Annotated in this window: 13 protein-coding genes; 7 read left to right on the top strand and 6 right to left on the bottom strand. The window is 48.5% G+C overall.

What is annotated here, in order from left to right; translation table 11 throughout:
• The first annotated feature begins 162 nt into the window (after positions 1 to 162).
• Positions 163 to 828, top strand: coding sequence for an isoprenoid biosynthesis glyoxalase ElbB (gene elbB / locus RJ60_RS00355; protein WP_103133762.1), 666 nt, complete (start codon positions 163 to 165; stop codon positions 826 to 828).
• A gap of 25 nt (positions 829 to 853) precedes the next feature.
• On the opposite strand, the gene RJ60_RS00350 is transcribed toward elbB, so the two are convergent.
• From RJ60_RS00350 to RJ60_RS00340, 3 genes are all read right to left on the bottom strand, one after another.
• On the bottom strand, positions 854 to 1,804 hold the full coding sequence (locus RJ60_RS00350; protein ID WP_103133761.1) for a lysylphosphatidylglycerol synthase domain-containing protein: 951 nt from the start codon (positions 1,802 to 1,804) through the stop codon (positions 854 to 856).
• Positions 1,804 to 2,679, bottom strand: coding sequence for an acetamidase/formamidase family protein (locus RJ60_RS00345; protein ID WP_099830281.1), 876 nt, complete (start codon positions 2,677 to 2,679; stop codon positions 1,804 to 1,806). Before RJ60_RS00345 ends, RJ60_RS00350 begins: the two co-directional genes overlap by 1 nt.
• A gap of 67 nt (positions 2,680 to 2,746) precedes the next feature.
• Positions 2,747 to 3,640, bottom strand: a complete 894-nt coding sequence (locus RJ60_RS00340; protein WP_099830280.1) for an SMR family transporter — start codon at positions 3,638 to 3,640, stop codon at positions 2,747 to 2,749.
• A 104-nt stretch (positions 3,641 to 3,744) separates the two neighbouring features.
• Here RJ60_RS00340 and RJ60_RS00335 point away from each other — a divergent pair, with 104 nt between their 5' ends.
• Together RJ60_RS00335 and RJ60_RS00330 are read left to right on the top strand one after the other, a co-directional pair.
• Positions 3,745 to 4,761 carry a TIGR00341 family protein gene (locus tag RJ60_RS00335; RefSeq protein WP_099830279.1) on the top strand — a complete coding sequence of 339 codons (1,017 nt, stop codon included), beginning with the start codon at positions 3,745 to 3,747 and terminating at the stop codon, positions 4,759 to 4,761.
• Between the two features lie 75 nt (positions 4,762 to 4,836).
• Positions 4,837 to 5,154, top strand: coding sequence for a cupin domain-containing protein (locus tag RJ60_RS00330; protein ID WP_243392369.1), 318 nt, complete (start codon positions 4,837 to 4,839; stop codon positions 5,152 to 5,154).
• 81 nt (positions 5,155 to 5,235) lie between these two features.
• On the opposite strand, the gene RJ60_RS00325 is transcribed toward RJ60_RS00330, so the two are convergent.
• A complete protein-coding gene (locus RJ60_RS00325) occupies positions 5,236 to 6,267 on the bottom strand; it encodes a GNAT family N-acetyltransferase (RefSeq protein WP_099830284.1) in 1,032 nt (343 codons plus the stop codon).
• A gap of 7 nt (positions 6,268 to 6,274) precedes the next feature.
• Entirely contained in the window at positions 6,275 to 8,224 is a 1,950-nt protein-coding gene (locus RJ60_RS00320) for a S9 family peptidase (protein ID WP_099830277.1), read from the bottom strand.
• Between the two features lie 98 nt (positions 8,225 to 8,322).
• On the opposite strand from RJ60_RS00320, the gene RJ60_RS00315 reads away from it, so the two are divergent.
• Both RJ60_RS00315 and RJ60_RS00310 read left to right on the top strand, forming a co-directional pair.
• Positions 8,323 to 8,925 (top strand): pyroglutamyl-peptidase I, encoded by a 603-nt coding sequence (locus RJ60_RS00315; RefSeq protein WP_099830276.1) that lies wholly within the window; start codon positions 8,323 to 8,325, stop codon positions 8,923 to 8,925.
• Positions 8,922 to 9,671 carry a nitrilase-related carbon-nitrogen hydrolase gene (locus RJ60_RS00310; RefSeq protein ID WP_099830275.1) on the top strand — a complete coding sequence of 250 codons (750 nt, stop codon included), beginning with the start codon at positions 8,922 to 8,924 and terminating at the stop codon, positions 9,669 to 9,671. Before RJ60_RS00315 ends, RJ60_RS00310 begins: the two co-directional genes overlap by 4 nt.
• A 37-nt stretch (positions 9,672 to 9,708) precedes the next feature.
• On the opposite strand, the gene RJ60_RS00305 is transcribed toward RJ60_RS00310, so the two are convergent.
• Positions 9,709 to 9,951, bottom strand: a complete 243-nt coding sequence (locus tag RJ60_RS00305; RefSeq protein ID WP_099830274.1) for a (2Fe-2S) ferredoxin domain-containing protein — start codon at positions 9,949 to 9,951, stop codon at positions 9,709 to 9,711.
• Positions 9,952 to 10,087: 136 nt separating this feature from the next.
• Between RJ60_RS00305 and RJ60_RS00300 the strand changes: the two genes are divergently transcribed.
• Entirely contained in the window at positions 10,088 to 10,765 is a 678-nt protein-coding gene (locus RJ60_RS00300; RefSeq protein ID WP_099830273.1) for a response regulator transcription factor, read from the top strand.
• On the top strand, positions 10,746 to 12,032 hold the full coding sequence (locus RJ60_RS00295; protein WP_099830272.1) for a HAMP domain-containing sensor histidine kinase: 1,287 nt from the start codon (positions 10,746 to 10,748) through the stop codon (positions 12,030 to 12,032). The genes RJ60_RS00300 and RJ60_RS00295 overlap by 20 nt, the downstream gene beginning before the upstream one ends.
• The last annotated feature ends 127 nt before the right edge of the window (positions 12,033 to 12,159 follow it).

The raw sequence follows: 12,159 nt of genomic DNA, 5'->3' as shown, positions 1-12,159 counted from the left end.
CATATTTCGATACCAATATCCTACATTCCCACTCCAATGTCAATAGAATGGTAGCAAGCACGTATCGTTTTGTAACCGGTGACAAAGATGCTAGAATCCATTGAGTTTTTCCAGCTGAAACTGGTCAAAGTTTCTTGCAGGCATAGGAAGAGAGGTGATGTTTTGAAGAGTGGTGTGGTGCTATCCGGATGCGGAGCTGAAGACGGAACGGCAATCGGTGAAGCGATACTGACCTTTCTTGCTCTGGAAAGAGCGGGAGCAGAGATCATCTGTGTTTCCCTTGACAAGGATCAATACGAGGTATTCAATCATCACACGAGGAAGTCGGCAGAACTTGATCAGAAGAGGAATCAGCTCATAGAATCGGCCAGAATTCTGAACCGCCCGGCGAAAAGTATAGAAACAATCAGTGAAGATGAGTTCGACCTGCTTGTCATTCCTGGTGGAAATGGTGTACTCAAGAATCTATCAACCTTCGTGGACGAAGAAGATCAGTTCAGAGTGAACAACGGGCTACAAAAACTCCTTGCCGGCTGTTTCATCAAGAAGAAGCCTCTGGGCGCGATCGGAGAAGGGGTCTTTCTGATCGCAAGATCTCTGGAGGGTATTGCCGAAAATCTAGTAATCACGGCTTCCGGAAATCCAAGTGAGAGAGTGAATGTAGTTGAAAGACTTGCGATCAATCACGTCCCCTGTGAAAAAGGAGAAGTCTGTATCGACAGATCTAACAGAGTCGTTACGGCCCCGCTTATAGAACAAGGAGAGAGTCTTCTGGAGAAGAACTCTACCATCGAGAAGCTCGTCGAGAAGCTTTTGGAAATGCTATGAGAGAAATGAGCAGCAGGCAACTGACTCACTCCGTTTTTTTAAAACCTGTAAAGAGAAACTCATTCACTCCGAAGACAACCAAGGCTATCAAGAAAGGAGCGATGTAAAAAACTATCCTGTAGAGAATGAGCGTGGCCATCAGAGCATCTGCCTGATAGGCGGGGGAGAGAATGACAATCGTGAGTGCTTCGAAGACTCCCAAGCCACCCGGTACCTGACTCGAAAGGCCGGCGAACTGTGAAAGGAGGAAGACGCCAAGCACCTCGAAATAACCGGTTCCAGCGGGTAGAAGCATGAAGAGCACGCCGGCAGATAGCAGCCAGTCAAGAACCGATATTCCGGTCTGAACTAGAGTGAAAGACCTTCCTGGAAGAGTGAAGCTCCTACCCTTGATTCTGAACGGACGCTGCCTGAGACTCACAAGAAGAAAGTAAAGCACATACAAACCGACACAGACTACTCCGATGACCTTGAGCGATCCGAAGGGCACCGTTACGGCCTTCTGAAGAACCGGGGGCCATACTATGAATAGTATCCCTGAAAGAGCGAAGAAGCCAAGCCAAAAAGTTAGATAGTTGAGGATTATTATTGCGAGAATCTTCCCTCCTGAGACGCCCCACTTCCCATATAACCTGAAGCGGACGCTTGTGCCCGAAAGAAACGTGAAACCGATATTCTTGCTGAAAGTGTATCCAACGAACGAGGCAAGAGCCGTCGAGCTGAGCTTCAATTTTGCGCCTGCTCTTCTGGAGGCGATCAGGTCGTAAAAGGTGAGGTTGAGATAAGTAAGAAAGGTCAGGAAGATCGCCAAAACGAACCTTGAAGCGGGAATTTCCCCGACCTTTGCGAAGATGTCGCTTAGTGTGTATCGTCTCAACTCGCTGACAAGAACGAATACCGAAACACTGAATAATGCGATTCCCAGAAAGGGTAAAAGCTTTCTGAAAGAGAGCACAAATCTGTTCAGAGTAATCACTAGAGAATCACTTTTGGGACTCTCACCCTTACGGTTACCAGAGGATTCACCACCTGGCTAATCATCAGATCGCAGGCGATACTCGCAAGCATGTAGGCCTTCTCTTCGGGAATCGACTTCCAGTCGGCTATGAACTCAACTGCTCTCTTAACCGCTCCGTGGCTCGCTTCTTCCAGCGACTTTGCGCTGAACAGAAGATAAAAGGCTTCGTCGTTCTCAACAGTGGGGCTTTCTACGGGCATTTTGTCCATATCCACGGTAAGCCTTACAAGAGCCCTTATCTCAATTCCGCTTCCTCCGACTTCTCCGTCTCCCATCCTTGCGTGGACGTCTCCGAGCGAGAGATTCCCTCCCTTAACGAACACCGGCAGATATACTCTCGACCCTGATACTATATCCCGGGTATCGAGATTTCCTCCGTGCCTTCCCGGAGTTGTACAGGGAATCGACTTATCTGCAGGTGAATTGCCGATAACGCCTATCATCGGCTTTATCTCAATTCGCTCTCCCATAAACGACGCGTAATTGCCCTGAATCTTCACTATCTCGGTAACACAGCTCTTTGAAACATTTTTGACCGGTCCCCAGGCAGGGCAGGTCTCGACGACTCCCTGATCGTCCAGCTCTATGTTCTCTATACTGACTACTATCGTGTCACCCGGCGTCGCTCCCTTTACTGCGATGGGCCCGGTGGCAGGATTCACATGAGTAAAGTCGAAGTCTCCCCCAACGGTCTGAGACTCTGAAACGATCTTATGGCAGAAGCAATCCTCCGTCTCCACAATCACCGTATCACCCGGGCTCACCTCCAGAACGGGCTTGTGTTCAGGCGACATATCGTACACTACTTTGTCTCTTCCAATTCTGTGTAACATGGGACGCACCTCCATTGACTGATATTGTCTCAATACTACCTCGTGGTTGTATTAATCCAAAGAGACATCATATGTTTATTACAATCAGGGAGACCAGCACCATTCCCAGGGAAATCATCTCGAGCTTCTTGAGCTTTTCACCGAATAGCAACAGGCTTCCAAGACTGATCATCACAACGCTTCCGGCACTGTATATGGGGAAAACCACCGAACCCTTCATTTCTTCAAGAGCCATTATGAGAAAGAAGGAAGAGAAGAGATTAGGTAGTCCCACAATCAGCCCTACAAAAGCTTCTCTTTTCATTGCCGGTTTTCCAGACTTCTTGAGAAAGATCGCGCTTATTATGAAGGCGCTGGCAAAGACGCTGAAGAGAAAGATGCTTTTGTAACCGCCCACGGTGTAGTTCTGGAAGAGCTTGTTCATGAATTCGGCAAGTCCTCCAGTAATAAACAACATAATTAGAGCGGGTTTGAAGTTTCTTCTGGTTGATCCGAATGGGTTGTTTACAAGAATTATTGAGAATATCGCGAGAGATATCCCGACCCACTGGATAGCTTCAGGGTATTCCTTCCACACCAGAAGCGACAAAAGCATTGGGATTAGAATCCCCAGCTTTCCGAAAGCACCGGAAAGGCTTGCCCCGCTTTCCCTGACGCTCTTCTGATAGAAGATGAAGGAGAGAAAGAAGAAGAGGCCGGAAACGAGTCCCAAAGACAGGCCCCAGACTACGCTACTGGTGAGACTGAAAAGACGTTCTCCCTTCGCGATCACTTCTGAAGGAGATCCTCCGCCGGGACCTACGGCCGGTCTTTCAACCGCTACCATAACCAGCGCTATGAAGAACGCGCTCAGGTAATTAAACGTCGTAACCGCAAGCCTGTTGTAACATCTCCCCTCGGTCACCTTGAAAATCATTGCTATAGAGGAACTGGAAAGTATCGCCAGCAAAAGATAGACCACTCCGACCTCCCTGATTCCACGCCTTCTCTTCTTAGTCGCAGGTGTAGTATATTCTTAGCAAGCACAACAATTATGCCACAGTCTCTCAACGGGATGGTGATTAGATGGCCGAAAGACTGATAGAAGTATTTTCAGGCTCCGACCCTGAAAAAGATCTTGAGGAAATGCTGGAAGAAAAATCGATAATCGCTCACTGGACGGTTAAGACATCGGAAAAGCTCTGGCAGACGAAGATACTGGCGCTTGCCGAAAACAGCGAGAAGGTCCTGGACTCTCTCGAGCAGCGCTTCACCCAGGATGAGTCCTTCAGGGCGATACTCTTTCAGGTGGAAGCCTCGCTTCCAAGAACTCAAGAAGAGGAGAAAGAAGAGGAACAGGCCGAGGAAGAAGAGAAGAAGCCCGAGAAGGGAATCTTCAAGCGAATAAGCAGAGAAGAGCTGTATCACGACATCTCTGAAATGATATCTAACGACGCAGTTGACATAACAATGATTATTCTTTCGACCATCGTCGCAACGATAGGGCTTCTTAGGAACAGCCCGGCAATAATAATCGGGGCGATGGTCATCGCTCCAATGCTCGGGCCAAATGTCGCACAGTCTTTCGCAACGACGCTCGGAGATTTCGGACTTCTTGCAAAATCCGTGAGAACGAATCTGATCCGCATCGGACTGGGCTTTGCCTTCGCTCTTGTCTTTGGGCTCCTGTTCAGGCCAGATTACACTACTCACGAGATAACCAGCCGCACGGTGGCCAACCTGGGTGACATTGTGCTCGCCTTTTCATCCGGGACGGCCGCAGCTCTCTCAATTACCTCCGGCGTCTCGACATCTCTTATCGGAGTTATGGTGGCCGTTTCCCTGATGCCACCGTTGGCTACTGCAGGAATGCTGCTGGGCAGCGGCAATGTGGCCGGCTTTTCCGGGGCGATACTCCTTTTCTTTGTAAACATAGTCTGCATAAACCTCGCCTCGATAATCACGTTTAGGCTTCAAGGGATAGGACCGCGCTCATGGTGGGAGGCGAACAAGGCAGGTAAAGCCGTCAAGGTGACGATAATTGGCTGGCTGGTCGTTCTTGGATTACTTGCGCTGTCCTTATTCCTGAGCAAGGCACTGTAAGAGGGTAACATATGTTACCGCTCAGAAGCCAAATTTCGGCTAAGATAATACTAGATCAAAAGCGAGGTGATGGAGATGTTGAAAAGTTCAATAGAAAAAGGGAAAGTCGTGCTTGACAAGTCAGGTCTCAAGGGTCGGATTATCTACGACAAAGAGACTGCACAGGCAGTCATTATAGATATTGAAAGGGGAAAAGAGTTAGCCGAGCACAAGACTCCGGTAGATGTATTCATTCTAGTTCTAGCCGGAAAGGGAATAATCACTATCGGTGGAGAAAGCCATGAAGTTGTGAAAGACGACATCATAGACAGTCCGAAAATGATCCCGCACGGAATAATCAATACCGGAGAGGAGCCGATGCGCGTTCTGGTAGTGAAGGCGCCGCATCCATAGACATTAATACCGGGTCTGACTTTTTCGACCCGGCATTTAATTTGTGAAGCCTTCAGTTCATCACGAAACAGGATTTTACAGCTATATCGTCGGAGTTCTGATTATAGGTCTGCTTCCTCTGTTTATGCCGTTCTTCTCATAGATCATTATCTCAAAGGGAATCCTGAAACTGAGTAGACCCAACGCATCCTTCATGCTCCCAAGGCTTCTGTCCCTCGAAAAGTTGATCAGCGTTATACCCTCTTCCCAGGCGCATCTGTGAATCTTTCTTACGGTCCTTCTGGCGCTTCGAATATCGCCCCAGTCAAAGAGAAGAACGTCCCAGGATCTCAACCGCTCATTCATCCTCGGAATCCTTACCAGTGGCGAAAGAGTTCTCTGGGCCAGAAGCTGGAATGCCCTCAATCCCTTTGAAAGTCGCGTAATTCCGAAATCCTGCTCGCCGCTCGTGTCGAGAACCAGGGCGGACGCCCCTTCCGTCTTGAACAACCTCAATCTTCTCTCTGCAACCATAGACTCGAAGGCCTTCGTACCCTGAAGGAGGAAGTCACGATCCTTCTCGAGAGGTCTGTACAGGTCCAATATTGTTTCGAGGTCTACCTCCCTTTCCACAAAAACCGACTTCTCCCGGGAGGTCTTCCTCACCGGACAGGCGTAGAAGTCCAGTGTAGCCGTAGTCGAGAACCCCATGTGTTCCAAGATCTTCTTCGAGGCAACGTTGTCGGCCTTGACCGACGCATATCCGAAATCGAAATCCGTGGGGCCAAGGAGATTCTGCAGTTCCTGGATGATCGATCTAAGCCAGCGGGCGACCTTGAGCCTGTATTTCGGATTGGTGCGCAGTCCGAAGAGATATATTGCTTTCTTGATTTCCCCATTGACTATCAATCTGTCGATTCCAACACCGATGCATCCGATAATGTCGTATGCGTCTTCGGCAATCATAATAAAGCCCTCTTCAAAGTACTTCAGTCTTCCAAAGAAGTCTTCTCTGAAAGCGACGAGCCAGATATTCCCCTCCTGAGCCGATTCTTGCTCTATCTTGAGGAGCCTTTCGTTGTCATCGATTGTGGCGAACCTTACATGTATGTTTCCTGCCTTTTTGTTTTCCATCAACGACTCATATCTTCAGGTGGGAATCGAACCATTCCAGTATTGCCCTCAAACGCTTTTCCCTGTGTACGGGAAGGCCTCCTCTGGAAAGCTCGTGGTTCTCCTTCGGGAAGAGCACCATTTTGGCCTCTTTTCCGAGATACCTTAACGCCGTGAAGAACTGCATCGCTTCGGGGACCCAGCATCTGTAGTCTTCAAGGGAGTGAATGAAAAGAATCGGAGTGACGACGTTGGGCGCCGACATCAGAGGAGACTGTCTGAGATAACCCTCGAGGTTGTCGAAGAAATCGCTGCCGGTCTGGTCGCTTGCAAAGAAGTATCCAATATCTGTGGTGCCGAAGAAGGAAATCCAGCTCGAGATAGACCTCTGAGAGACGGCAGCCTTGAAGGCGTCCGTATGTCCTACAATCCAGTTTGTCATAAAGCCGCCGTAAGAACCTCCGGTGACTCCAAGCCTATCCTCGTCAACGAAATCATATTCGTTTATGACATACTCGACGATCTCCATTATGTCTTCGAAATCCCTTTCCCCGTAGTGACCCCTTATGTCGGCGAAGTCGGTTCCGTAACCGGCACTTCCCCTCGGGTTGCAGTAAATAACTGCGTACCCTTCAGAGGCTAGAGTCTGGAATTCATGTACATATCCGCCGCCGTATGCCGTCTTAGGACCTCCGTGGATCTCTACGACTGCCGGGTACTTCTTGCCTTCCTCGAAGTCTACGGGCTTCATTATCCAGCCTTCGATCTTCTGCCCGTCGGAGGCCTCCACTTCGAAGCTTTCAGGTTTCGACAGCTTAAGACCTTTCATCCATGAGTTGAAGTTTGTGAGCTTCTTCCTCTTGCCTTTGACAAAAGAGTAGATCTCAAGCGGCTCGATCGTCGTCATCTCAGAAAGGAGAAGCACTTCGCCTGTGATATCGAAGCAGTCAATGCTCCCCAAAGAGACAGCGATTTCCTCTACCTTTCCCTCTTTATCCATAGAAATCAGCTTTATTTGCGATCCCGCAGTTACCAGTGAAAACAGCTTGCCTTCCAAAACCTTCATGGAAGTGTTCGGCGACACACCCCTCACATCGCTGTTCAGGCTGTTGCCAAAGTACAGGTCCAACTCTCTGGCAACTATATTAAGCGTAAGAGATTCCAGATCTACATGGACAATGAAGGGATTGGTCGGGAAGCCTTTTTCAAAGTCGGTTGCGACAGCGAATAGCTCGCGTTCGCCTGACCACTGGCAGTGATAGAAAGAGAGAGTGTCGTCTCCGATTCTCTTCGCCATTCCGTTCTGCAAATCGAGGATGTAGAGACTGCTCCATACCGGCCTCTTCTCCATATCTTCGGTCGTCATCACCGCGACTCTCTTTCTCTCGGGAGATACAACAATGTTTTCGATATCGCCTCCAATGGCTTCAACCGGTTCCATCTTTCCGTTTTCGAGTTTCATCTTATACAGACGGCCTACTCTGTTCTCCGTGAATCCAACTCCGTTAGAGACAAATGGTATTTTGTCTATCTCGTAAACCTTCTTCTCTGGCGGATCGTCTTCTTCCATCTTCTCGGGATCTTCCCCGGGCGCATGCTTCGTTATGAAGAGAATCGTCTCCGAATCGATCCACGAAACAGAGGAGAATCCTCCTTTGAGAGTCTTCACCAGTCTGCTTTCCCCGCCCTCAAGGGGCAGAAGATAAAGCCCGGATCCTTTCGCGTCCTTGTCTCTTCTCGAGACAAAGAGAATGCTCTTGCCGTCTGGACTGACGGCGGGGGAACCGTCCTTCCCGCCCCGGGTCAGCTGACGGATTTTCCCATTTTTCATGTTGCCCGACCAGATGTTGCTTTCGTACCGGTTCTCCTTCTTGTCTATCGTCTTTCTTACAAAGACAAAGTTTTCCCCGTCGGGAAAGATGTGAAGATCGCCCACAGTGGAGTATTTGTAAAGATCCTCAAGCTTCAGCTTCTTCAACTAGATCACCCCTTTCAGAATCATTCTACCAGAATGGCGGCTTTTCCTTCTCGACTTCCATGTGATGCTAGAATTATACTGAATGAGAGGTGTAAGAGATGATACTAGTGACCCACTTCGATCCTTTCGGAGGAAGTAAAATGAACGCTTCGCAGATAGTCGTGGAGCTTCTAGCGGAAATCAGGGAAGGCATTGAGCTCATGAGCCTTCCAACGATCTTCGGCGACGCCTTTTCTCGACTGAGGCAGCGTTTATTGGTCGGCGTCCCGGAGGCATTGATTATGGTCGGCCAGGCGGCCGGGAGATCTCTCATCACTCCGGAGAAGGTTGCGATCAACTGGAAGGAATCGGCGACTCCAGACAACAACGGATTTATTGCGATCGGGGAGAAGATTATATCTGATTCTCCCGACGCATATTTCTCGAAGCTTCCGGTCGACCGTATTGTCTCGAAGCTGAAGGCTGAGGGCCTTCCCGTCGAAAAATCTTTCTCGGCAGGCGCATTTGTCTGCAACTATCTCTTTTACAGGTGTATGGATTTTCTGACGAAGAAAGGCATAAACATACCCTCCGGATTTGTACATATACCTTGCATTCCCGAACAGATAGGTCCGGGAGAAGACAGACCTGCAGTAGAGGCGGAAGTCTCGGCTAGAGTCCTTTCGAGGATAATAGATCTTGCACTGGAGGAGAATAGATGAGAATAGGCGGCGTTCCTCTCAACATCGTCTGGGAGTCTCCGGAGATCAACATGAAGATAATCGAAAGACTTTTCGCAGGGGCCTCGGCGGCCGGGGTCGAGCTGATTGTCTTTCCTGAAACTACCTTGAGCGGGTTCACTCGTAACGCAGAGAGAGCCTATGTGAAAGATGCGTGTGATTTCTTCAAGAAGCAGGTAGATTACTGGGGTATTCCGGCTGTCTACGGTTTCATAGACAAAAGAGAATCGAAATTCTACAATTGCGCCGCTTTTCTCGCTTCGGGCTCGGAACCTTTGATATATCGAAAGAGAAAGCTTTTTTCATACGGAGGAGAGAATACAGTTTACACCCCCGGTGATTCCAATCTCTCTTTCGCGATGAAAGAGATACAGTTCTCTCTGAATATCTGCTATGACCTTCGTTTTCCTGAGCTCTTCAGGGCTAACTTGCCTGCAGAGGTCATGATAGTGATTGCCAACTGGCCGGAAAAACGGGCAAATCACTGGCAGGCTCTTCTTAAGGCAAGGGCAATCGAGAATCAGTCATTTGTTCTGGGGCTAAATAGAACGGGGGTCGACGGCAACGGCATCGAATACGACGAAGCCTTTTCCGTCCTCTTCGATCAAGACGGTAACGAGGTACCTTTTGAAGCCGAGAAGGGATTGCTTCTTTGGGAACTGGACTATGAGAGACTGAGTATTCTAAGAGACTGGCGGGAAAGATTCCCCGCACTCAAAGACATTTAGACATATCCTTTCTTGCCGTTGCAAATCTTAATGACGTCTATTCCCGCTGAAGTATCTCCTTCTTGAAGAAATCATCTATATTATGCACTGATATATTCGTGAACCTCTTCTCATCGATATCGACAACTACTCCATCAGAACAAGGCCCCATGCAGTGAGAACCCTTGATTGTTGTGAATCTACTCAAACCGTGTTCGGTCACTAACTCTACCAGTCTCTTGGAGACTTCGGGAGAACCCTTCATAAGACAGGCGCTTCCCATGCATACTCTTATAATCACCCGCATTCCCTCCATTTGTGACTTCTTTCACAACTTATTATAGCCTATTCTTCAAGAGATTTGAACGAAAAACTGTAATCGCTTTCTCGAATATTTCACACTATTGCTGTTATTATTTCTTCGTGGGGGAAAACACATGAAGGTTCTGATTGTAGAAGACGAGCGTGACCTGGGAAGACTCCTCAAGGAGTTCCTGGAGAGAGAGGGTTTTGTTGTCGAGACCGCTGCGGACGGTGAAGAAGGACTTTACATGGCTACCAGCGGTCCGTTTGATGTCATTGTTCTCGATATTCTGCTTCCAAAACTGAACGGATGGCAGGTGCTGGAAGGGATCAGGAGTTCTGGGAGCAAGATACCTGTGCTCATGTTGACCGCCTTGGACGGCATAGAGGACAAAGTAAAGGGTTTCTATCTGGGAGCCGACGACTACCTATCCAAACCTTTCGACATCCGCGAACTAGTTGTAAGAATTCAGTCGTTGCTAAGAAGGAGCCAGCCGGTCGGAACTCCTTCAAGTATTCTGAAGGTTGGAGACCTCGCTCTGGATATGTCGCTCAAAACGGTGATAAGGGGAAATGAAAGAATAGCGCTCCGAAAGAAGGAGTACCAGATTCTTGAATACCTCATGCTTAACAGCGGCAGGGTAGTCCCGAAAAGCGAGCTGGAAGAGCATCTTTGGAACGAAGACGACGAACTATGGTCAGATGTCATAAGAAGCCATATCAAGAACCTCCGCAAGAAGATTGACGGTGGTCACAAGAAAAAGCTGATAAAGACAGTCAGAGGTATGGGATATGAGATCAGTGACAGGTGAAGAGCTTTCTTTCAAGAAGGCAAAGAGGAGATGGACACTGTTCTTCACGCTGGTCGTCGTTACTCTCGTCTCCGTTCTCAGCCTTCTTATCTTTGTGCTTGCCCTAAGACTTGAAGGAAGAGCCGAAATAATCGAACTGAACAGAATTGCCGACAGAATCGAGTCTAGAATAGGTAGGCCTCCTGCAGTAGGAGTCGAGCGGATGATCAGAAACTATCCCGGGAATCTCGACATCTTCACCTCAGAAGACGAAATTCTTGAGTTTGTAACTCCCTCTGGCGAAATCCTCCTGCAGCTTGGAGGAGCAATAATCAGTGACATACCGATTGCAGAGGGCACCTCGAGAGTGAAGGCAATCGACTATGGAGAATCCGAGCACGAGTACACCGTTCTGACCAGAGAGATAAGAGGGATTGCAGGGCAGCCCGTCTTCTTCCTTAGAGTCGGAAAATCAACTGAGGGACTCAGTGATGGGCTGAAGAGCCTTCTGTTTTCGCTGCTTCTTCTTGTCCTGATGGTTGCCGTAATCTCCTGGGTAGCCGGTATGACTCTCGCAAGATATGTTTTGACTCCTTTGAAAGAGAGTTATGAAAGACTCCAGCGCTTTACCGCCGATGCCTCTCATGAGCTGAAAACACCACTCACAATTCTCAGATTGGGTGTAGATATGCTCAAGGAGAGAAAACTGGAGAAAGAATCGATGGAAAAGATCGATATGATTGATGGGGCGACCAGAAGTATGCAGAACGTTGTGAACAAGCTGCTCCTTCTCGCGAGAGTGCAGAACGAAAAGAAGTTAGAGATTGCCCCTGAAGATGTGGAGCTAGGAGTTTTCCTCGCTGAACTGAAAGAGTATCATCGACCTCTTGCAGAGTCAAGGGGAGTTCGCATTCTCGTTGAATCCCGCGATGATGTTGTTCTGAAAACTTCCTCAGACAATCTCAAAGTTGCGGTCGCGGCAATTCTAGAAAACGCAATCAAATTCACTGAAGAAAACAGCGATGTCACCATAAAGGCCTTCGAGAGTGAAGGATTTGCCCTCATTCAGATAAGCGATCTCGGTTCAGGCGTAGCCGACTCTGAAAAGGAAAGAGTCTTCGAACGATTCTATAAGACCGATGAATCTCATAACGGCCCAGGAAGTGGTCTGGGTCTTTCAATCGCAAGGGAAATTATCGGTTCTCTAGGAGGCGAAATCACAGTCAGAAACCATGTCGACGGAGGAAGCACATTCGAAATACGGATACCATTAAGAAAACACAAATAGGCTCTTCCTTCACTCCGTCGTTGGATAAAGTTGCAAGCTGAATAAGAACCGGTTATCCGTTCTCGGTTTACCGTTCTCCGACAAGAGCAAGATCAGTTGCAAGTGCCAAGATGCAAGTTGCAAGCCC

Origin of the sequence: Mesotoga sp. B105.6.4 (assembly GCF_002896535.1) — a bacterium.
Lineage (GTDB): Bacteria > Thermotogota > Thermotogae > Petrotogales > Kosmotogaceae > Mesotoga.
Note: the sequence above shows the minus strand (reverse complement) of the source record. Positions and strands in the feature narration are given on the sequence as shown.